Genomic DNA, 21,205 nt, shown 5'->3' with positions numbered 1-21,205 from the left:
CCTCTGAGATCGACAATGGTACTAATTTTAGATTTTTGTAAATTTTTTAGCCTTTTAACAATGGAAGCGTAATTATGATCTTCGTACCTTCATTTCGTTTGCTTGTAATGTTAATACCGTAACTCTCTCCGTACAGCAATTTGATTCTGTCATCCACATTCCGTATACCGATCCCGGAGAACAATTGGCGTTTGTGCTTCGAGGCTGGCAACTGTTCTTCTTTCAGAAAATTAGGATCAAGGTCCATCCCGTCACCATTATCTACAACTTCACATACAAGCTGATCTTCCTGAACAGCGATCATGATTAGAATTCTTCCCTCATCTTTAAGATTGAATGCATGAAAGAACGCATTTTCGATAAAAGGCTGCAGAATTAGCTTTGGCATATGATAATCCAAGCTTTCAGGCTCCACAAAATAATTCACGCGGATCTTCTCGCCGTACCTTACATGATTGATATATACATAATGCTTCAGCGATTCTAATTCCTGACTAACAGGTATAGTGGATTGAACATCACTGACAGTATTTTGCAGGAGTGAGATTAGCGAATTTATCGTGCCAGCTGCTTTTTCTTTGTTACCCTGTTGCACCAGAAATTTGATAGAAGCCAGTGTATTGTATAAAAAATGGGGATTGATCTGCATTTGAAGGGCGGCCAGCTCCGCATTACGCTGCTGCTTCTGGGTCTCCATCAACCGATCAACATAATCATGTAGGGAATCAAGCATAAAATTAAAGGCATTGCCTAGCTCCTTAACTTCATAACTACTAGTAGCGACATCCACGTGGTTATCGAATCCCCCCTTAGGAATACTCGACATCTGTTCAACGAGTACACGCAGGGACTTCGTCATTTTCCTTGTAATTAAAAATACAATAATAAGCGAAATGGCTACGATAGCCATGATCGTCAACGACACTGCTTTGGCATTAACCATCTGCCCGGTCACAGCTTTTTTATCGATCAGATTCACCAAATAAACATCAAATTCAGGCAAGTATTCCGAGAATACTACCCGTTCATTCCCCATCACATAGACAGATTCTCCATTGTCTCCTGTGCTCTGTTCATCAACTACTTCTTGAAGCAGCTGTTGATCGTTCAGTCCAATCAGCTCTGTCCTGTTGCTGGATACAATTTGCCCTTTTGCATTCAGCAACACAACATCATTACCTTCACTCGTAAAATTGGCATAGAAGGCCTTGAAATCGCTATCACGAATTGCAATGTACATAGTGCCATAGATACTGCCGGTCGAATGATCAAATAGAGCTTTAGAAGCCACTAACATGATCTCTTTCTTATGGGTTTGACCATCCTCTTTTTGATAAAGCTGGTACAGAATTTGCTGCGGATGAGCCACTGTCGCTTTCGTAATCGGGTGGTTCTTCAATTCTTCAGCAGTAGCAGACCAATACCAAGGGTCAGTTGAGTAACTTCTGCCATTCGCACCTACAATCATAATCCCCACATCAAAAGCACTGAGGTTGGAGCGGACTGCCCGCATGCTTTCTGTCATCTGGTAGGTTTTGATAGCGAGTGTCAATGAATCCGTCTCTCCCCCAGACAAATAGCTGCGGATGGCACCTTTCTGAGCTGTCATTGTAGCACCCGTAGCTACAACGTTGTTGTAGGACTCCAAGTTTGTCTTCATCTGATTTAGTAGTTTGCCATTCGTTATGCTGAAGGTCTTTAAGAATAAATTTTCTGACATACGGATGGTAATAGACAAAGTCAGCAGGGATACAGCAACAATGCTTATGAGGGTCACAAGAAAAAGCTTAAGAAATAGGCCCTGCTTTCTAATCTTGTTAATGATAGTTCCAATCATGGTCGCTCTACGTCCCGTCTTCGGTACTGGCTCGGAGAAATACCAGCCTGTTTCTTAAACACTTTAGTAAAATAACTCTGATCCGAATACCCCACACTAGCGCTGATATCAGAAATTGTTTTTTCCGTCGTCACGAGTAACTCCATGGCTTTCTCCAACCGGACCTTGTTCAAATATTCATTAAATCCTTCACCATTCTGAGCAGTGAAATGGCTCGATAAATAAGAAGCGTTGAAATGAAACTGCCGTGCAACCCCAGTCAACGTGATGGGATCAGCGTAATGAGTCTGAATGTATTCAAGCAATCGGGTCATATTGGGATTGATCGTTAGGTTCGTCTCACCAATCGCACGTTCAGCTTCGCGAATAAAGGCTTCAGCAACAGCGATTGCGTCTCCGGCATACATCGCTTCATCTATTTTTCGAAAGAAGTCGTATTTGGATGCCTCCAAGCCTCCAGTCTCGTACTTCATTTTTCCAAGTGTGGTCGCTACGTTAAATATGAAATTCCCCAATAACGATTTGAATTCGAAAATATCGGTCCTATAATCCATCGAACGGAGATGAACATATTCCAGAAATCCAGTAAATGCCTTCTGGTATTGCTTACGTTTCAGTTGTTCCATTAATTCGCCCATATCATATTCCTGATAGGCTCTCGGAAGGCTGGGCAAATGATCGTTTTCAATTAAGCTTCGATCCGGCAAGTAGAAACTGTATCGTGTAAGCTTTAAATAATTGTCTCGATAAATCTCTCCCAGCTTATTAAAATCCGTAAAGCTTTGGCTGATAACGAAATGTGTTTCTCTCGCCCAATGATCCATTTCCGAGACCAGATATCGGAGCTCTATAACAAGCTCGTCCCACTGTTCCGGGTTTGCATTAAGCAAATAAATAACTGAATCATTGACAAACTTCAACCGAATAAACACTGTATCACCCAAAGGGAGCGTACTAAGCCCTTTTTCTATTTTCTGTGTGAAAGTTAACCTATCCCCAGAATCTTTAATATGTCTCATATCCGCTCCGAAGAAAGCGAATAGTGGGTGTGGAAACTTCGCATGAAGCAAAGCAGGTTCAATCCCAGACTCATATCCGGTCATAAGCTTCTCGATAACTAGCAAAATTTGCTTTTCGCCAGAATCCGTTCCTTGATCGGACATCTCCATCCCTACCAATTTAGCAGTGGTTTTATTTAGGATGGATAACAAATAATCAGCTTCTAGCTTTGGCTTCAGAATGTAGTCCGCTACCCCACTTTGAAATGTGGATCGGACATAATCGTATTCACTGAAACTACTTAAGACGATTACTTCAATATGAGGGTATTTCTCCTTAACTATCTTAACCAGTTTCTCTCCGCCCATGATTGGCATAACAATATCTGTAATGATGATATGTGGGCTGACCTCATCCATCATATTTAGTGCTTCAAGACCGTTAGCAGCCTCACCAACAATTCGATACCCTTCATTCTCCCAATCCAAAAGATGTTTGATTCCTTGTCTTACTAGCATCTCGTCATCAACAATCATAATTTTGAATATTGGTTTCATTTCTTCCCCCTTGTAACCGTTTTCTTTCCATTTGTTAGTATACAATACATCCAACAAGGAGCAAGCTTCTAGACAAGTAAAGCCGTAAGCTTACTTAAAAATTGTTCATTCCAAATCATATGCCCCACTGACAAATATGGTCAACCTCTCATTTTTCATCCCATGAAATATTCTTAAATTTAAGGAAAAAACTTCTAGATGATGCAACAAAAAAAGCTGCGATAATTGCAGCTTTTTTGTTAATGAAACAATAATCCAAATAAATTATTTATTGGCTTATAGATAAAAATAATAAGAAACAGCGGACTGGGGATGTTCAATTTTAACAACGAGCAGAAGGTCGCACCTAGACCCAAAATCCAAAAAATAAAATATATGCTAAGATCAGGCACTCGGCGCTTTCGCATTAATTTAGGCAAATCAAGTGCCATACAACCTACAGCAATCACCAAGAATAACAGTACCAGCATTTTACTTCACTCCTTGATTTTTTCAAGAAAAGAATTATCTGTGAGACCCACGCGGTTAATAACTGCTGAGGCTTTGTAATGGATGGGCAATGATTTAAGATAATCGTCACCCTTTTGTTGCTGCAGCTTTGCCCAAGCTTTAGGGCTGGCATGGTAGATCGATTGTCCGAATCCCATAATATCAACATTGAAACGATCATTTACATGCTCCACAGTTTTTTGCATCCGCTCTATAATCCGCTCCTCTGTTTCCTTTTCCAAACGTTTTATAGTGCTTTCCGATTCCAAATTTTCTACACTTTGCACTTCTTCAATATTGCAAAGCGTCTTAACACTAAGGTAAATATGCGGCTCCCCATTAATGATTTTCACTTTGCGTTTAGTTGTAGCCTGGATCGCTTCGATTACAATGGGCTTTCCATCTTCCCCTGCGATCGGGCCAGAATGTGCGGTTACCTTATCGTTGATATAATTGTAACCAATCGTTTCTCCCTCGGTTAGCCAACCGATCAACTTGTCTTTTTTGAACACAGCTACAGTATGGTATTCCAATCTTGCCTTAGGCATTGTTCGCTCTACATTGCTTTTGTCCTCTCCATCTTTGGGATCGCCTATAATTTTCACTCCGGTTAGCACAGGATTCTCGCCTTCAGACAATAAATTCTCAATAAAATCATCCAGCGTGACAGCGACTGTTTTTGCTGAATCTTTATAAGAATTATCCAAGGAACTAAATAATTTGTTCGCTGGTAATTTATCCATAGGTGTAAGGACATTCAAGACATTGCTGGCGGTTGTATCTCTGGCAACCATAACGTAGAAATCCATCCGGGGTTCCCGACTTCTTTTAAATACATCGAGTATCTCACCCACTCCGGTGCGGGCAAGCTCCTCCCCAATCACCAACACCCGGATATGACCGAGATAACTTGACCTAGAGCTATCCAGATTCAGCTTACGCAGCGCATCATAAAACGTAGGTACAGTAAATTTATATACAACCACTGGGACTCCACTGCCTCCCCCTCCTCCATTCGTTTGGGAGGAAATCGCAGATGGAATAACGACCTGCATCGAAACGGTATAACCTTTTTCTGCCTTGTCAATCCCTATCCCCAAGACAAAAGCTATCTCATTCAGCTCATTTCTTTCCCAACAGCCGCTTAGCACTAACGTAAATTGGAGGGCTATCATTAATCGAAGAACGCCTCTAACTAATTTTTTATTCATTTTGTTGGTTCCTTATCACTGGATGTGCTTTGACGAAACAGGTTCTGCGTCTTATTCTCAGCAGGCCTTGTCTTTAAAAACGGCCACGGAAAGCGAAAAATAGAGTCTTTTAAATCTTTGGAATTATACGGTCCGAGCGGACTCATATAAGGCATTCCGAAAGAACGCAGACTCGACAAATGCAATACGATGATGAAAATACCGAAGAGAATTCCATATAATCCGATAAATCCGGCCAAAGCTATAAGCACAAAACGGATCATCCGCGCAGCAATAGACATTCCTGTCTCCGGAATAACAAAACTAGAAATGGCTGTTAGCGATACAATAATGACCATTGCGGATGAAATAAAACCCGCTGCTACCGCGGCTTGTCCTATCACCAGCGTTCCGACAATGGAAATCGCCTGACCAATATTTTTGGGTATCCGCACCCCGGCCTCCCGCAAAATTTCATAAGTCATTTCCATGATCAGCGCCTCAATAAAAGCAGGAAAAGGAACACTCTCCCGCTGGGCAGCTAAACTGATTACAAGATTGGTCGGTATCATCTCTTGGTGATAAGTAGTAATCGCAACATACAATGAAGGGGCAAGCAAAGTAATAAAAAATGAAATAAAACGAACTAATCTCAGCAATGTTCCAATATCGGCCCTTTGGTAATAATCCTCAGCTGACTGGAAAAATGCCACAAAAAATGTGGGCACCAACAGTACAAAAGGAGTTCCATCAACAAGAATGGCCACTTTTCCTTCCAAAATACCCGCTGCAATCGTATCTGGACGATCACTGTTGTATACGGTAGGAAAAGGTGTAACTGCCGTCTCTTGAATAAACTCTTCAATATATCCACTCTCGAGAATACTGTCCGTATCTATTTTATTCAGACGGCGCTTTACCTCTTGCACCAGTTCCTTATTCGCGATGTTACTTAGATACATAATGGATACGCTGGTTTGAGTCACCCTTCCGATCTGAACGGTTTCCAGCCATAAATGGCTATCTTTGATTTTTCGCCGAACCAGTGCCGTATTCGTCCGTAAATTCTCAGTGAATCCTTCCATTGGACCCCGAACAACCGACTGTGAGCTAGGCTCCCCTACATTACGATCTTCCCAGCCTGGTAAGCCGATCCGCAGAGCGCTGGATAACCCGTCAAGCAGCAGCATTATATTACCGGACAATAAATGATGAATAAATTGGCTGTAATCGTCAATGACGGCTATATCGCCGGCTATTAATATCTGTTTCTTAATCATCTCAAACTTCTGCTCGGGAGAAAGCCCCCTCAGCTGTTCGTAAGGAATGTGTTCCTGCAAGGAATACAAAATTGAATTATGCAGCACCTGAGTATCCACAAGACCATCTATGTAAACCAAAGAAATATGAGTGTTTTCTTCTATCTGCAACTCTTTTATGACTACATCAGAGCTTTCCCCCATCAATTGGTACAAATTAGCAATATTAACTTCCAACCGGCTTGATAATGTACCAATCTCCGTATCTTTCATGATGCAACCTCCACTTCTCCATAGATAGATGAGTATAGTTTGATGTTAATTATGATAATTATTCCTTCGGATTAAAAAATCGGGATGGCATAATTCTGGTAACTACAACCATACTAAAACTAGTCCAATAAATTTGAGGGGGTATATGAGTTTGGAGAAAGATCGAATTAGTACCAATCAAATGATTATACTCGGGCTATTCACATTTATTGGGGATATGGCGCTTGTGTATCCGGCGTTAATGATATCAGGAGCGAAGCAAGATGCATGGATTGCTGCTTTGATTAGCATTCCCTTGGGTCTAGTGACCATAAAACTGTTACTCTGCTTAGCAGACCTTGAACCCAACAAGAATATTATCGAGCTTAGCCTACAAATTTTAGGAAAATGGGTCGGAACTGCTGTGGCCTTATTCTATTTAGGGTTCTTCCTGATTGCTGCCTCCACCTACATAAGAGAAATTGAAGATTTCATGTGTACACAGATTTACGAGAAAACACCCGGGGGGGTTATTCGTTTCATGGCCATTTTCCTGCTGGTATATGGGGTACGACTTGGCCTAGAAACCTTGGGCCGGGCAGCTCAGCTTTTTTTCCCTTTATTTGCAGTTTTTTTAATCGGTCTGCTGCTCCTGCTGACCCCCGATGTCAAAATGGAACGTTTATACCCCATCTTGAACACACCAGTACCGGACATGCTTCATACTTTGATGTATGGTGTTTTTTATCCTTTTGGCGAATTATGCGTGTTTCTAATGATATATCCTTATGCTCAGAAAAATAGTAAAACAAGCCGGGATATTTTCATAGCCTTGATCATCGGAGCTCTGGGCCTTAACCTCATCTTATTGTTTTCCCTTACCGTTCTAGGTGTTTACGCTTCTGAACATCAATTTTATGCCGCTTATATTCTTGCTCAAAAAATTAATATTGCTAATTCTCTGCAACGTATTGAAGCGCTTATGGCTACAGCATGGATTATCAGCACATACTTCAAAACTGCAGTTTATTACTATGCTTTAACCTTAGGTACAGCCCAATTATTTAAACTCAAAAGCCACCGTCCTCTGATCATCCCCACTGGATTTTTGTTATTCGGGATGTCACAGCTGATTGCCAAAGACATCATTTTCTATGTGAAGGAGATCCCCGCCTACTGGGTAGATTGGGATTTCACCTGTGCATTTGTTCTGCCGCTTATGTTGCTAGTTGTGTATAAATTTAAGAAACGCCACGCTTCTAAGGTTTAAACGACACTAGATTGTGAATAAGTGAAATTAAGATTGTAGATACGAATCCCACTTAATGATCTAATTACGATCCACTAAAATAATTTGGGAATTTTTCCCTGAAATTCACAAAGTGAATATTCCGCCGCCCAACCTAATGGCATAGAATACTTTGTGTGCGTAGCCCATAGTCTATTGGCTAAAGCAAGAATCCGCTTATAGCCTTTTTACTAAAAAAGAAGCTGCCTCATAAGTAGTATTCACTACTTTTAAGACAGCCTCTTTGTTCATAAGTTTCTTGTATGAAGTAACTCTATTCCTTCTTATCCAAAGAAATCGACGATGGAGTTACATCACTGACAGGTTCTTTTGCCACTTCAAAAGTGGATCCGCAGGCCGGACAAAAGCGAGCCTCGATCGCAACATTCCCACCGCATGCTTTACAATGCTTTACATCGGACAACTCAGCAATTTGCTGAAGGTTCGTCTCAATCTCCGCCTTCAATTCGAGAATACGATTAATATTAGTCTCGATTTGCTCACTTGGCAGTGGTCCTGCACCTTGAGTTACGGCTTCAAATAACAGTTTGCCCATGACCTGATACTGCTGGTCAATATCATTTTGCTTACCGTTATTTTGCAGCTTCAACCGGTTAATCTCCACCACTGTTTTTGCTTTATTCCCAGCCTCGCTTACCCCTGCTTTTACTTTGTTAAAAAAACTCATATTCAGCCCCCAATTCCGTAGTAGTCATATATAAGCATATTTCGACACCGCCAGAAGTATTCCTTTCTTTATTGTACCTAACTTCGTCCATGGTTTGTAGCCTATAACCGATTTACTAACCCTTTCCCCGCCTTCCTGCGGGAACGAACCTCGACTCAGGTCTGGTATACAAAACCGCCTCCAGGCCGTTTTTTCGCATGCAAAAAGACATTAGAATGAGTACATAAGCAAACGGGTTGCAGGATTCAATAACAATCACACCCATACGAGAGGAAGAAAACAATAAATGAAAAAATTATATCGTTCCCAAAGTGATCAGAAGATAAGTGGTTTGTGCGGAGGTCTTGCTCGTTGGTCTGGTATTGATGCTACAGTAATCCGTCTTGTTGCTGTTGCCGCAGCATTGTTCAGCTTCGGAACTGTACTTATCTTCTACGTCATCGCTAGTATCATCGTTCCTAAAGAACCTTTTAACAGCTTTTCAGATGGACATGATTTCTATTAATTAATCGTCGTTTAATACAAGCCAGCCCTAATATAGCCATAAAAAAGGAGAGATAGAATATGAGTCTATTAAAAAGAATTTCCACAATTACTAAAGCAGCCCTACACGAAGGTCTAAATAAATTAGAAAACCCGGTATTGCTGACAGGTCAGTATTTACGTGATCTTGAAAATGATATTGCTAAGGCGGAACGTAATGAGCGTGATCTGCAAGTTACAGCAAGTGTGTTGGAACGCCGCAAGCAAGAATATACTCAGTTAGTAGAGCAAAGTGAAGCCGAAGCCGTTCAAGCAGTTGAGCAAGGAAATGAAGAAAGAGCTCGCCTGGCACTCATAGCCAAGTTACGGTACGTGGAACAGCTGGAAGAGTCCATAAATAGCCAAGTACAAACTAAGCAATCCCTGGCAGAGCTTGAGATCAATATCGCTAGAGCTAAAGAAGAGCGTGAACATCTCAAAGCGAAAAGAACTGAGCTTATCGCTCGCGCTCAACAAGCCACAGAAACACTCCACTCAGCTCCACGTAGTTCTACGAAAGGACTAAATGTAGGATCAGCTTCGCAAGGCTTCGAACGTATGGAAGAGAAGATTTTCGAGTGGGAAGCATTGGCGGAAAACTCCAAAAATAAATTCAATACAGGTACAGGAATAAGTCCTTCCATCGATCCTAACCTGCGTAGCGCTGTTGACATCGAAATCGAGCGAATCCGCAACCGTAAAACTAACACTGAAGTAAACACTGAGAAAAAATAAATAGGACAATAAACCCCTTATTACTCAGCTATTGTGCTGAATAAGGGGTTTGTTTTTTACTTCTTTTCATCCCGCGAATCCATTTTTTCGTTTCCGGATCCACGCGATAAGACTCCGTGATTTTCTGCAAAGCCTTGTTGTAAGTGAAATCATCTAAGCTGTTGTTTCTCAAATAACTCATCGTAGGCTCTGGCAATTTCACATAACAAATCGAAAGCGCCCAAGAAACCGCCATTTTTACATAATAGCCTTCATGACTGACCTTATCGAGCAATGGTAAAATCCGGCTGATATACGTTTCTTCAATAAAGAAATTAAGCAGCATTACCACAGCAAATCGGATCTCATATTCTTTATCTGATGATAAGTACGGCATTATAAACTCCCATACCCGTTCTTTATTCTTTACGGTAAACTTCAGGCCTGTGCAAAAGCTATCGCATACCGACCAGTTATCGATTCTGGGAATAAAGTCAGCGATATAACGTAGGATTTCTTCAAGATCTGTCTTCACGTAGCCAAGCACCATACCTTGCAGCATCACTTCTTCAAAATAATCTGTCTCGGCATGCTCCAAATAGGCTCTCCAATCACCCTTTGCAATGATTTTGGCAAGCTTGCGCAGTTCCGGTAGCCTGACGCCTATAACATTATCTATCGTCGGAATTAAGGCCGCAGAAAACTTTTGGTAGTCCACATCTACCAAATTCAATAGCTGTTCTCTTATTGTTTTTTCCATAGTAGTACTCCTTACCCGTCCATTATTCAAATGAAATTTCCCATAAATATATAGAAGCCACAGAACCCAAAGGAGAATAGTTTAGCCGGTATTGTTCAAATTGATCTTTGGTAAGCTTATCAAGTCCATACAGCTTCATCATCCCCCGACGAATCGCAATATCTCCCCAGCTGACCACATCCCGTCGTTCCATAGAATGGATTAACATCATTTCTGCCGTCCACTTGCCAATGCCCTTTAACGTCATAAGTTTTTGTATAACCTCTTGATCTGATAACCCAGGCAATTCCTCCAGCTTAAAATCACCCTGAGCGACCAAATTGGAAATCTCATGGATACATAGTGCTTTTTTCATCGTCATCCCACAGCTTTGAATCTCATCCGCCGTATGTAAGGCTAACTGTTGCGGAGTGATGTCTCCGAAATGAGCCAACATTCTGTTCCAAATGGTCCGAACCGCTTTTACTGAAATAAGCTGTCCTACTATAGCATAGATAAGCGCAGTAAAAAGATCCGGTATAATTACACGTTCCACTCTGCCCATCCGTGCCATAGCTGCACCAAGTACTGGATCCACACTTCGGAGATAATCTATGTCTTCTTGCCCATAATCAAAAAACTTAGTAATTACGCTGCTCAAAGTGTTTCCTCCCGTATCTGATAGTGATGATCCTAATCCTAATATACAATACCTATTTGGCAGTGTACGGATTGTTGAATAGAATAGCAAGATAGCGAAACTAAAAAAAGCCATAAGACCTCCTAAGATAGGTGGTTATGGCCTATTGTAGCGCACAGGCTTATTCATTCTCAGTAATGTATTTTTATGCTCGCAGGATTCTTTTTTCTTTCGCTGCGCTTAGCCACAAGGGGAATTCATTCAGCAGCTGATCATACAGATCTTCATCAGTCACCTTTTCAATGTGGTCCAGATGAATAAAATTGGCGTTATCCACCAAACGGCCCTTCATCGTATCAAGTTGCTTCAATACTTCAAAATCCGAGTTACCGATTCCGACAAACTGCCAGAAAATCGGTTGGACCGAAGCAGCCATAATCACATTTTTAGTGGATTTCACTACACCACCATCGTTAATAAATATGATAAATACCGGTGTAGAATCGGGTTCTTCCTCCGTATATTTTTTAATGATATCCTCCATTACTGGCGGTTCATTATTGCGGCCAAACTTATGAATGGTACGATTATTTAAAATATGTGTAAACACATATCTTCCTAAATCCTGCTCTGTCACAGGTGGCAGCCGGCTAAACTCCGTATCGTACACCCACACATCTAACGATTGGTTATCATCAAATTTGCAGGCAACGGCTAATATACGCTCAACTACTTCTTGAACGGTTCCATTATTATAGAGATTTCTCATAGATCCTGTAATATCCAGGACAACGCCTACCCTTGCAATGACTCCTGTCAGATTCTTTTTTTCTAAGGTAATCTGAACAATTTTTTTACGTAAATCAATAGAGGACAGTACATTCTTCTCTTCATAACGGATCGTCTCTAAAGGCAGGGTTAACTCAGCTGTGGCCGCTACCTCAGGGTTCCCTTCGTCTTCTTCAATAACGAGCCCATAGTTTGTACATAACGCAGCCAATCCTCCCTCAAAGCCACTACCAATCGCACTGAATTTCCACTCTGGACCATAGCGATATACCTCTCCAACCACAATAGCTGTCTCCGTCGACAGGTCAGAGCCATACTCGAAAACGAATATTTCCTCGCCGCTAGCAGCATCCACTAAGCGTAGATAAGGAGAGGTTACTTGCTTCATAGAGTGTCCTAATTTTTCTCCTTCATAGATCGTTAAAGTTAAAGCTATTCTAGTAATATCCTTAGGAAGTCGAGAAAGTGTAATGGCGATAGCTTCTTTATCCCCTAGTTGTAAGACAGAATGAGTTACAGCTTCGTCTATAGACAACGGATTACCATAAAAGATAAAGTTCTCATCGCGTTCGCAACGGTTCTGCTCTGACAGTAAAAAAGCAGCAGAGTCTATGCCAATTCTAGTATCAGCAGTCATCCACCCAAATTTCAGCAAAAGCTTGTTCACGTTTCTCCCTTTCGTAATATCCACCTTTTGCCCCTTTATAAGCCGCACTCTATCATCTCCTTATTTTTACTGAACAGCTCATTGTGATTCACTAGATTGTATTTATCATTTTACTACTTTAATATGAAACGTATATATGATAGATAAGGAGCTTTACGAATGGACTTTATAGCAATTGACTTTGAGACCGCGAACTCCAGTCGATCCAGTGCATGTGCCTTGGGACTTGTGGAAGTTAAAGCTGGAAATATAACCGCAGAACATTCTTGGCTAATTGACCCGCAGCAGCGGTTTGATGGCATGAACATTTCGATACACGGCATCACGCCATCAATGGTAATCGGGCAACCTACTTTTCAAGAACTGTGGCCCACCGTTGAACCGTTACTACACGGACAAATCGTCGTGGCGCATAATGCTGCTTTTGATATGAGTGTCCTGCGTTATTGTCTCGATGGAATGTCCCTGAGCTACCCAAGCTTTCAATACTTATGTACCTATTTATTAGGCAAAAAAATGCTGCCCGACCTGCCCTCCCATAAACTTAATGTAGTCTCCGATTTTTTCGGCATTACGCTAAAGCACCATGATGCCTTGGATGACGCACGCGCAGCCGCTGCAATTCTAGTAAAACTTATGGAGCAGGAGGAGCACTATGATCCTCTATTGCTCTCTGCCAGTCAAGGATATACTAGCGGAACGATGTTTGCCGGCGGGTATACCCCATTTTCCACTCGCGCGAAAAAGCCTGCTAAGAAACAAGGCACTAAACATAAACCCTCCATTTATAGCAGCCGCGCCACTTTGTCCAAATAACCAAAGAACATCAAAAAACCCCAACCAGCTCCTTTCTGCTGATTGGGGGTTTGGTTTTACAGGGTATCTCTTAAATCTTCAAACGATACACAGCCTTATTCTCTAGACCTCTGATGAACGGTGTCCATTCCTCGGTCTCCGGTGTGGTGTCCAAAGCATCCTCCACCATTTGCAGCTTCGCATCCATCGCATCGATATGATGCAGAGCGACTGCCTCAGCTGTCTGTGGCTGAACAGGACTACCCCATTCGCCCAAATTATGATGTGACAATACGAGATGCTGTAACGCCATAACCTTTTCCGAATTCAAATCAATATCTAAACGGATAGCCGCTTCCGTGATCCAGTTAGACGCCATCGAGATATGGCCAATCAACTTGCCCTGAACGCTGTATTCCGAGACAATCCCAAGCTGGGAGACCATCTCCTCCGGCTTCGCGATATCATGCAGAATGATTCCTGCCTTCATTAGATCTGGATTCAAGAACGGACGCTGCTTGCACAGAAAATCACCAATCTCCAGCATACGCACCATATGATAAGCAAGTCCGGCAAAATAAGCATGATGATGTGTTTTGGCTGCCGGATAATGCATCAATTTCTCTTCCACTTTACCCACACAAAAAGAGACAATCGAAGCAATTTCCGGATCTGAAATACTTGCCATAACCCCTTTAATCGTATGAATAAGGTCTACTGGACGAATTGGGGCAGAACGGATGAAATCCGTAAGTGCAACACCATCCTCATCGTTAACCAACCTGATTTTAGTAATTTTTATTTGTAATTTCTCACGATAAGTATGAGCAATCCCGCGTACCTTCACAAGCGCCATAGGAAAAAAAGTTTCTTTATCGGTTGTGCTGGCATCCCAATATTTCGCAGATAATTGTCCAGTGGAATCCCCCAGAACGATGTCGAAATAATCTTTTGGAGGAGTGCCGTTCGTTTGTTTAATTGCCAGCTCTCTTAAAAGATAAAAGCCAACAAATTCATCTTGTGGAGCGAGCTGTTTAATTTGTGTCATGTTGGAGCCTCCTATTAATAACAGGCTTTTGGCCTGCTCTCTATATTAAACTTTAGACACTCACCTCCAAAATCCCTTTAAATCACTATACGATCTATTTTCATATTTATGTACAAGCCAAGAATATTTGAAAAAGGAGGCTACTCCCCGGCCATATTCTGGCACTGGAATATCCTCCTTTTATTATAAAACGATAATTATTTACCAGCCGATTCAAGCGCTGATTTAATAGCTTCTACCGCTTTAGCGGATATTTCTTTCTCTGCATCATTTTTTCCGAAGGCTGCTGGACGGTAACCATATTTGTGCAGGCTGTATCCGGTCGATGTCGACTCGATTTCACCTTTCACTGCCAGCTCCGCGTCCGTTAACTGATTGATTGTTCTTACACTTCCGTTTTTATCCAAATAATAAACAAGCATTTTGACAGGAACACCGTACTCTACATTCACCATAACATTTACAAGCTTATCGGCACTTACACCAATGAAGATTCCATCGAAATAAGCCGCTTTATTAGCTTCTACAATCTCAGCTTTTCCGTATGCTCTATCCACCGCAGTCTTCAAAGCCACGCTGCTGCTAGTTGCACCAGACACAGCATCTACTTCCTGCACACCTTCTCTAGTCCCTGCTGCGAGGAAGCTAGCCGTCAACTGAGGAATTGCTTTTACCACCTCAGGATAAGCAGCGTTCCCTCTATCTATAAGGTTCATTCCTACACGGTACAAGGCTACATTTACGATTTTGCCGTTACGCAGGGTAACGTCCGCTCTGTTCGTTCCTTTATCATAAGCATCACCAAATGCAGTAAAGGTTCCGTCTTTATAGGTTCCTTGGACTTTGGATGCATTGGTCAAAGCATCTGTCAGTGCTGCTTTAGCTGCTGCCGACAATGCTTCTTGGCCTGTAATATCGGCCATTTGCACACCTTTTTCTAACAGCCCGGATGTGAGTGTAGCTACCCATCCTTTTTGTTCTGCACTCAGTTTATCGTCAGCAATCAGCTTGCCGTCAGCTCCAAACAGACTTACTTTAATACCTGTTACCGCATCTGCATCTACATCAACTAGCAGCAGTACTTTAGATTGGTTATCTACTCCGGCAAATTTGCCGTCAAAATATTGACCTTCAGCAGGAACCTTCAGCGCTTTCTCAAATGCTCTTTCTACAGCTTGGTTCCAGCTGTGACTGCTTTCCGTAGCTCCGGAAATTCCGTCAACCTTTTCATCATAGTTAGCGATATATGAACCATTCGCTAGCAGCTTAGCTGTCATAGGAGCATTTGCTTTTACTACTTCCGCATAAGCTGTTGCGCCTCTGTCAATCAGGTTGTTGCCAAGTCTAAACAGCTTCACATCAACCAACTTACCGTTGCGAATCACGATGTCGGCTCTTTCAACGCCAACACTTCTTGCCGTACCATAAGAGGAATAGAATCCGTCTACATAAGCAGATGTATTGTTGATTATTGCATTCTGCTCAGCATCCCAGAAAGCGTTAATCGCTGCTATAAAGTCGGCTTCAAGACCTGCAACAGGCTGTGCCTCTGTTCCTTTGGCCAGCAAGGCTGGAGCTATAGCTGCAACCGCTGCCGCTTGCTCAGCTGTGTAAGCTTTCTCCTCAATGAAATCACCAGCGCTGTTCATAGGATACACTTTAACATCTGTAAGCTTGTTGGATTCGTAGGTCGCGAATACAGAATATTTACCTGTAGGATCTACGCCCATATGAACTCCATCAAAGTAAACGGCATTTGTATCTTTCACTGTCAGAGCTCTTTCAAACGCTCTATCTACAGACAATTTCCAGCCATTACTGGAGCGGGTAGCTCCCGAAACAGCATCAACTGCCGCTGCTCCATCTCTTGTTTTGCCAAGCAATCTATCCTTCATCAATCCATAAGCTTGCCATAAAGCACTATAATTGTTACGAGCATCTCTATCAATCAGCTTAGGACTGGTTCTCAAAAGCTCAATGCTAGTAATTTTGCCATCTTTAATTTCGATCTTGGCACCTTCCGTGCCTTTGGAGTATGCATCGCCATAAGCTACGTAAACTCCATCTTGGTATACGTTTTCATTAACTGTAACAGGCTTTGCTGTAGCCACAGGCTTAACAGTTTCCGCTGGTACTACTGCCTCTGCTGGTACAGCGGTTGCTTTTGGGGTTGCTACTGGTGCTGCTGTAGCTTTTGGGGTTGCTGCTGGTTTGGCTGTTGCCTTTGGTGTTGCTGTTGGTTTTGCCGTTGGCTTTGGCGTTGCTGTTGGTTTTGCCGTTGGCTTTGGTGTTGCTACTGGTTTTGCCGTTGCTTTTGGTGTTGCTGCTGGTTTTGCCGTGGGTTTTGCTGTTGGTTTTGCTGCCGGTGCATCCGCTTCTTCGGAGGCTGCCGATACTGCATCCACCTTCAAGTTTACAGCAGGCACATTAAGTGTGTAAGCAAACGGCGCTAACAATATAGCCGCGCTAACCGTTAAAGAAATTAGTTTTTTCAATGAAAATTCTCCTTTACCAAACCCCAGTGATATGTAGCTTTTTGTTAACCAAACCTTTTTCGTACGATGCCCCTTCTCTTCTTATGAAGCATAACTTCTCTCTTCATAAGAACTCATCCCCCCTCTCATGCCTTTACACGCTCGATTTTCAATAAAAAATAGCTTGAATCTATTTCATTTCTTCCTTTTAACACAAAGCTGTATAAAAGGTGAAATAATTCACATAAGTTACTATAAAAACACTTACACCCGTTTTCCATCAATTTCTGGTTTGATACTACCAGACCTTTCTGCGGTTCTTCTGTATCGAAAATCACACACCCTATAAGAAACATCACTATTTGCGATTAAATTTAATTTATACGCGCAAAGTGATCTCAATAACTGTGCATTCAAGGCTAGCTATGCTATTTTAGAACGATCTCTTATATGGGAAAGGAGTTCTGTGCTTTGAGCAAACAGCCACCTATTGGAGTTATACTCGCCCAAATCGGCACCCCTACTGCACCAACTGCAAAAGCTGTACGGCCTTATCTGAAACGTTTTTTATCAGATCGCCGAATCATAGATTATTCTCCTCTGCTGTGGCAGCCTTTGCTGCGAGGTGTCATTCTGCGTTCACGTCCACACCGGTCCGCTGAGCTGTACAGTCAAATATGGACAACCGAAGGATCACCATTGCTCTTTCACTCTTTAGCTCAGCAATCTGGATTACAAGAACTGCTGGGTCCACGGTATCAGGTAGAGCTTGGATTGGCTTATAGCGAACCCAGCATGGAGCAAGCGATGGCGAAATTCGACACCGCCGGAGTTACCCGAATTATCATTGTGCCGCTGTTTCCGCAATATTCGTCCACGACTACCGCGTCCGTATTCGATCAGGCCAGCTTTGCAGCCTTAGGTCGCCAAAGCTCCACTGGACCTGTAACTAAACGTCTGATTCCGGCTCTAAGATTTATTGATGCCTACTATAATGAGCCCGGTTATATTTCAGCCTTGAAGTCACACCTACTGCGTCAAATGGAGATTCTGGGCAAAGAACCTGATTATTTTGTACTGACCTTCCATGGGATTCCCAAACGGTATGCGGATACCGGCGATCCCTACCCGCAGCAATGCATGGAAACCGCGCATCTTCTTGCTTCTGCTATGAATTGGGAGCCCGAACGCTGGCAGCTTAGTTTTCAATCACGTTTCGGACGAGAAGAATGGGTAGGACCCTCTACTGCGGATGTTCTGGGAGAGCTTGCCGGACGAGGAATACGTAAGCCTCTGATTTTTTCACCGGGTCTTGTGACCGATTGTCTGGAAACGCTGCATGAGCTAGCCATAGAAGGACGAGAACAATTCGAGGCTGGTGGAGGACAAGCAGAGGAATTTATGGCAATCCCCTGTTTGAATGACCATGAGGATTGGCTTGATTTTTTGGCTGAACATGTAGAAAAAAACGCCCAAGGATGGTAAATCAAAAAAAACCGTCTTGTCCACAGATCATTTCTGTTGCAGACAAGACGGTTATCTATATCAATTGTTAAGCATGAAGAATCGAAAGGATACTTATGCTGTAAGCTGCTTATATTTCGTAGTCAGTTCATGGAACCACTGCTTGTCCTGCAAGGTCAACGCAAAATCAATCAGCTCGGCAATCTCACTCGGCTGTAAATCTGCTGAGTCATTAAAGGATACTTCAGCCGTAGCTGTAGCTGCGCCATTCCCATCCTCTGCGTAATCATAAGAAAAACATAACTTAATGTCACTTTCCAGAAATTCATTACGAAGGAAATATAATACCTCACACATTAACACAGGTCTAACATGATCATCAAAGACACATTCCATAACCTTTGCCCAATATTGCTGGTTGTTGAGGTGTAACTTATCATTAGTTAAGAGATATTTCTCACCCTGAAAATCGGTGACAAATCTCAGTTCAAGCGGCTTCATCTTAAAAATAGTAGCAATTTGCTTCATGCTAATATTCAAAATATCTTGCGTTTCTAGTCTGATCATCTCTCCATGCACCTCGTCCCTCTTAGTTGGGTTATTCGAAACCTGCCATTATCTATAATTCTTTATATGCCATTAATGTAAAATTAACTCCATTAATTCACTTTAATTTTATCTAATTTAACATTATTATCGTCACCTGACTATGCTTTATTTATATTTTTTTAGGATTTCGCTCAGAAAAATGTTTCATTCTCTAAAAATCTGTTTAATATTATTGTTCATTACAATAAGATGTATAAAGATTACGCATCATGTGAAGCTTTTGCTTTCTTATATTTAAACAAAAAAAACTGTTCTGAAGGGTCATTACGACCTCAGAACAGTTTTTTGCATTAGGATTATACTTCAGTTAATTTACTTAAACAAACAATGGCACTAACTGTATTCCCTCGGGTGAAATCCGCACGAGTCCTTTATCTGTGATACGTAACGTTGGGATAACCGCCAAAGCAAGCAGCGATAAAGTCATAAACGCGTAATTCAAAGTACAGCCGGCATCATACAACGCTTTGCTGATCGCAGCTGATTTCTCAGCAGCAATTTCAAATGGCTCTGTAGACATTAGGCCTGCAATGGCCAACGGGAATAACGTTTCTCCACTAGATGTAATTACGGCGACCCCACCCTGAGCGTCCGCCACCGCGTTTGCAGCTTTGGCCATTAGCTCATTATCATTGCCTATGACGAGTACATTATGACTATCATGAGCAACAGTCATTGCGATAGCAGCCGGTTCTTTAAAACCGATGCCTTCCACAACAGCCACTGATTTATTTCCTGTTCCTTTATGCCGTTCGAGCACAGCGATTTTACATAGACCCTCTACAGCATTTACATCCAGCTGCCCTGCTACTACAGGTACCGAAACCATATGTTCAATGGTCTCCACATGATTTTCTCTTACTTTAATAACTCTTGTAGTAAGTTCACCTGTTTCAATTGGAGCCGCGATAATAAAATCTTCGGCGGTAGGACGCTGCGGCAAATGAACCGAAGCCAAAACTTCCTCTGGATATGAGAATTTAGCAAGCTCTGCCGTCATCACACCGTTTTCGGCAACGACTACACCAGCAGCAATCGTAAGTACCACACGAACATCGGCCAAATTCCCGTCCAGCAGAATAATATCCGCAAAAGAACCTGGAGTAATAGATCCGATATCCTGAGACAACCCAAAACGCTCTGCCGTATTAATAGTTGCCATTTGGAAGGCTGTTACTGGCTTCACGCCTTGAGCAATCGCATGGCGAACAACGAAATCCATATGACCTTCGTCCCGTAACGATTCCGAGCTGCGGTCATCAGTTACCAGCATCATGCGACGCGGATCAAGTCCACGCTCTGTATGAGCGGTGATGGTCTTGGCAACATCATGCCAAGCCGAGCCCCGGCGCATTTTGGCATACATCCCCAGTCGAACGCGCTCAATCACATCGTCTGCTGTCACACACTCATGATCACCAGTCACCCCTGCCGCAGCATACACTGGCAGTCTCCAGTCGCTGGAAGGCCATGTGAAATGACCGTCAACAAATCTGCCTGCCCGCAGCGTAGCTTGAATCTCTCCAAGCATTTTCTCATCGCCGTAAACAACGCCAGGGAAATTCATCACTTCGCCCAGAGCAATCACATCTTTGCCCCACGTAAAAGCTTCGGCAACTTCTTCAGGACCAATTGAGGCACCCGTTGTCTCGAATTCCGCACCTGCCGCAGGCACACAAGAAGCCACCTGCATGTAAGCAGCTAACGGCGTCCCCCGCATCTCATCCAGCATCAATTGAATACCCTTCAGCCCGAATACATTAGCAATCTCATGCGCATCAAAGAAACCACCTGTTGTGCCAAGCGGCAGAACAGCGCGGGAAAATTCAGTAACGGTTAGCTGGGTGCTCTCAATATGGCAGTGGCCATCGAGCAATCCCGGAGCTATATACTTGCCGTTCGCATCAATAACTTGCGTTCCTTCGCCAATCATATGTGTCACATCTTTACCAACATAAGCAATTCGTCCACCTTGAACACCAACAGACATTCCTTCTAGAATTTCACCAGAGCATACGTTGACCAGCTTTCCACCTGTAATTACCAGCGTTGCCGGTTTATCGCCTCTTGCCGTAGCCACAAGCTCAGGTACACAATCCGCTAAAGGCTTTCTTGTAAAAGTTGTCATCTTCATCTCTCCCCCGTTAGTATCCAAGTGTTGTCTTGATGTAGTGAATAGATCCGT

18 protein-coding genes and 1 pseudogene are annotated in these 21,205 nt (G+C 42.6%); 5 read left to right on the top strand and 14 right to left on the bottom strand.

Translation table 11 applies throughout. From position 1 onward, the window contains the following. Positions 1 to 46: 46 nt before the first annotated feature. From NSQ91_RS06755 to NSQ91_RS06735, 5 genes are all read right to left on the bottom strand, one after another. Positions 47 to 1,837, bottom strand: a complete 1,791-nt coding sequence (locus NSQ91_RS06755) for a sensor histidine kinase (RefSeq protein WP_076192957.1) — start codon at positions 1,835 to 1,837, stop codon at positions 47 to 49. Continuing rightward, the gene (locus NSQ91_RS06750; RefSeq protein ID WP_076276678.1) at positions 1,834 to 3,393 is read right to left on the bottom strand and encodes a response regulator transcription factor; all 1,560 of its coding nucleotides are present in this window, start codon (positions 3,391 to 3,393) and stop codon (positions 1,834 to 1,836) included. The genes NSQ91_RS06755 and NSQ91_RS06750 overlap by 4 nt, the downstream gene beginning before the upstream one ends. A 239-nt stretch (positions 3,394 to 3,632) precedes the next feature. After that, positions 3,633 to 3,863, bottom strand: coding sequence for a hypothetical protein (locus NSQ91_RS06745; RefSeq protein ID WP_076218299.1), 231 nt, complete (start codon positions 3,861 to 3,863; stop codon positions 3,633 to 3,635). A gap of 6 nt (positions 3,864 to 3,869) precedes the next feature. After that, the gene (locus tag NSQ91_RS06740) at positions 3,870 to 5,093 is read right to left on the bottom strand and encodes a Ger(x)C family spore germination protein (protein ID WP_076125410.1); all 1,224 of its coding nucleotides are present in this window, start codon (positions 5,091 to 5,093) and stop codon (positions 3,870 to 3,872) included. Beyond that, complete coding sequence (locus NSQ91_RS06735; protein ID WP_076282262.1) at positions 5,090 to 6,604, bottom strand: spore germination protein; 1,515 nt, start codon at positions 6,602 to 6,604, stop codon at positions 5,090 to 5,092. The genes NSQ91_RS06740 and NSQ91_RS06735 overlap by 4 nt, the downstream gene beginning before the upstream one ends. Positions 6,605 to 6,749: 145 nt before the next feature. Here NSQ91_RS06735 and NSQ91_RS06730 point away from each other — a divergent pair, with 145 nt between their 5' ends. Then, the gene (locus NSQ91_RS06730) at positions 6,750 to 7,853 is read left to right on the top strand and encodes a GerAB/ArcD/ProY family transporter (protein ID WP_036675894.1); all 1,104 of its coding nucleotides are present in this window, start codon (positions 6,750 to 6,752) and stop codon (positions 7,851 to 7,853) included. A gap of 292 nt (positions 7,854 to 8,145) precedes the next feature. Here the strand turns inward: NSQ91_RS06730 and NSQ91_RS06725 are convergent, their stop codons facing one another. Further along, positions 8,146 to 8,559: a zinc ribbon domain-containing protein gene (locus NSQ91_RS06725; protein ID WP_036679993.1), complete on the bottom strand. Its 414-nt coding sequence runs from the start codon at positions 8,557 to 8,559 to the stop codon at positions 8,146 to 8,148. Between the two features lie 286 nt (positions 8,560 to 8,845). On the opposite strand from NSQ91_RS06725, the gene NSQ91_RS06720 reads away from it, so the two are divergent. Both NSQ91_RS06720 and NSQ91_RS06715 read left to right on the top strand, forming a co-directional pair. Then, the gene (locus NSQ91_RS06720) at positions 8,846 to 9,064 is read left to right on the top strand and encodes a PspC domain-containing protein (RefSeq protein WP_038569266.1); all 219 of its coding nucleotides are present in this window, start codon (positions 8,846 to 8,848) and stop codon (positions 9,062 to 9,064) included. A gap of 59 nt (positions 9,065 to 9,123) precedes the next feature. Beyond that, on the top strand, positions 9,124 to 9,816 hold the full coding sequence (locus tag NSQ91_RS06715) for a PspA/IM30 family protein (RefSeq protein WP_076136267.1): 693 nt from the start codon (positions 9,124 to 9,126) through the stop codon (positions 9,814 to 9,816). A 28-nt stretch (positions 9,817 to 9,844) separates the two neighbouring features. On the opposite strand, the gene NSQ91_RS06710 is transcribed toward NSQ91_RS06715, so the two are convergent. The 4 genes and pseudogenes from NSQ91_RS06710 to NSQ91_RS06695 all read right to left on the bottom strand — a co-directional run. Further along, the gene (locus tag NSQ91_RS06710; protein ID WP_076275372.1) at positions 9,845 to 10,555 is read right to left on the bottom strand and encodes a DNA alkylation repair protein; all 711 of its coding nucleotides are present in this window, start codon (positions 10,553 to 10,555) and stop codon (positions 9,845 to 9,847) included. Between the two features lie 22 nt (positions 10,556 to 10,577). Then, entirely contained in the window at positions 10,578 to 11,195 is a 618-nt protein-coding gene (locus NSQ91_RS06705) for a DNA-3-methyladenine glycosylase family protein (protein WP_340917053.1), read from the bottom strand. A 184-nt stretch (positions 11,196 to 11,379) separates the two neighbouring features. After that, positions 11,380 to 12,051: a vWA domain-containing protein gene (locus tag NSQ91_RS06700; protein ID WP_256715766.1), complete on the bottom strand. Its 672-nt coding sequence runs from the start codon at positions 12,049 to 12,051 to the stop codon at positions 11,380 to 11,382. A 111-nt stretch (positions 12,052 to 12,162) separates the two neighbouring features. Further along, positions 12,163 to 12,678 (bottom strand): annotated as a pseudogene (locus tag NSQ91_RS06695) (TerD family protein); the annotation flags it as partial. Positions 12,679 to 12,789: 111 nt separating this feature from the next. Here NSQ91_RS06695 and NSQ91_RS06690 point away from each other — a divergent pair. Then, positions 12,790 to 13,446, top strand: a complete 657-nt coding sequence (locus NSQ91_RS06690) for a 3'-5' exonuclease (protein ID WP_036680002.1) — start codon at positions 12,790 to 12,792, stop codon at positions 13,444 to 13,446. Between the two features lie 70 nt (positions 13,447 to 13,516). Here the strand turns inward: NSQ91_RS06690 and NSQ91_RS06685 are convergent, their stop codons facing one another. Both NSQ91_RS06685 and NSQ91_RS06680 read right to left on the bottom strand, forming a co-directional pair. Then, entirely contained in the window at positions 13,517 to 14,473 is a 957-nt protein-coding gene (locus tag NSQ91_RS06685; RefSeq protein ID WP_036680004.1) for a 3'-5' exoribonuclease YhaM family protein, read from the bottom strand. 197 nt (positions 14,474 to 14,670) lie between these two features. Then, positions 14,671 to 16,968 (bottom strand): FMN-binding protein, encoded by a 2,298-nt coding sequence (locus NSQ91_RS06680; protein ID WP_340917050.1) that lies wholly within the window; start codon positions 16,966 to 16,968, stop codon positions 14,671 to 14,673. 450 nt (positions 16,969 to 17,418) lie between these two features. On the opposite strand from NSQ91_RS06680, the gene hemH reads away from it, so the two are divergent. After that, positions 17,419 to 18,432, top strand: a complete 1,014-nt coding sequence (hemH, locus tag NSQ91_RS06675; protein ID WP_179088751.1) for a ferrochelatase — start codon at positions 17,419 to 17,421, stop codon at positions 18,430 to 18,432. Between the two features lie 93 nt (positions 18,433 to 18,525). Here the strand turns inward: hemH and NSQ91_RS06670 are convergent, their stop codons facing one another. Both NSQ91_RS06670 and NSQ91_RS06665 read right to left on the bottom strand, forming a co-directional pair. Next, the gene (locus NSQ91_RS06670; RefSeq protein ID WP_076125508.1) at positions 18,526 to 18,978 is read right to left on the bottom strand and encodes an IDEAL domain-containing protein; all 453 of its coding nucleotides are present in this window, start codon (positions 18,976 to 18,978) and stop codon (positions 18,526 to 18,528) included. 358 nt (positions 18,979 to 19,336) lie between these two features. Beyond that, the gene (locus NSQ91_RS06665; RefSeq protein WP_076125510.1) at positions 19,337 to 21,154 is read right to left on the bottom strand and encodes an adenine deaminase; all 1,818 of its coding nucleotides are present in this window, start codon (positions 21,152 to 21,154) and stop codon (positions 19,337 to 19,339) included. Between the last annotated feature and the right edge of the window lie 51 nt (positions 21,155 to 21,205).

It is taken from the genome of Paenibacillus sp. FSL R7-0048 (genome assembly GCF_038004505.1).
Taxonomy (GTDB): Bacteria; Bacillota; Bacilli; order Paenibacillales; family Paenibacillaceae; genus Paenibacillus_AQ; species Paenibacillus_AQ odorifer.
This window is presented reverse-complemented; position numbering and strand designations above follow the sequence as displayed.

Coding starts and splice junctions, on each gene's coding strand:
- NSQ91_RS06720 (WP_038569266.1), top strand. CDS start 8,846: ATGAAAAAATTATATCGTTCCCAAAGTGATCAGAAGATAAGTGGTTTG.
- NSQ91_RS06685 (WP_036680004.1), bottom strand. CDS start 14,473: ATGACACAAATTAAACAGCTCGCTCCACAAGATGAATTTGTTGGCTTT.
- NSQ91_RS06710 (WP_076275372.1), bottom strand. CDS start 10,555: ATGGAAAAAACAATAAGAGAACAGCTATTGAATTTGGTAGATGTGGAC.
- NSQ91_RS06670 (WP_076125508.1), bottom strand. CDS start 18,978: ATGATCAGACTAGAAACGCAAGATATTTTGAATATTAGCATGAAGCAA.
- NSQ91_RS06715 (WP_076136267.1), top strand. CDS start 9,124: ATGAGTCTATTAAAAAGAATTTCCACAATTACTAAAGCAGCCCTACAC.
- NSQ91_RS06735 (WP_076282262.1), bottom strand. CDS start 6,604: ATGAAAGATACGGAGATTGGTACATTATCAAGCCGGTTGGAAGTTAAT.
- NSQ91_RS06690 (WP_036680002.1), top strand. CDS start 12,790: ATGGACTTTATAGCAATTGACTTTGAGACCGCGAACTCCAGTCGATCC.
- NSQ91_RS06730 (WP_036675894.1), top strand. CDS start 6,750: ATGAGTTTGGAGAAAGATCGAATTAGTACCAATCAAATGATTATACTC.
- NSQ91_RS06750 (WP_076276678.1), bottom strand. CDS start 3,393: ATGAAACCAATATTCAAAATTATGATTGTTGATGACGAGATGCTAGTA.
- NSQ91_RS06745 (WP_076218299.1), bottom strand. CDS start 3,863: ATGCTGGTACTGTTATTCTTGGTGATTGCTGTAGGTTGTATGGCACTT.
- NSQ91_RS06665 (WP_076125510.1), bottom strand. CDS start 21,154: ATGAAGATGACAACTTTTACAAGAAAGCCTTTAGCGGATTGTGTACCT.
- NSQ91_RS06755 (WP_076192957.1), bottom strand. CDS start 1,837: ATGATTGGAACTATCATTAACAAGATTAGAAAGCAGGGCCTATTTCTT.
- NSQ91_RS06740 (WP_076125410.1), bottom strand. CDS start 5,093: ATGAATAAAAAATTAGTTAGAGGCGTTCTTCGATTAATGATAGCCCTC.
- NSQ91_RS06725 (WP_036679993.1), bottom strand. CDS start 8,559: ATGAGTTTTTTTAACAAAGTAAAAGCAGGGGTAAGCGAGGCTGGGAAT.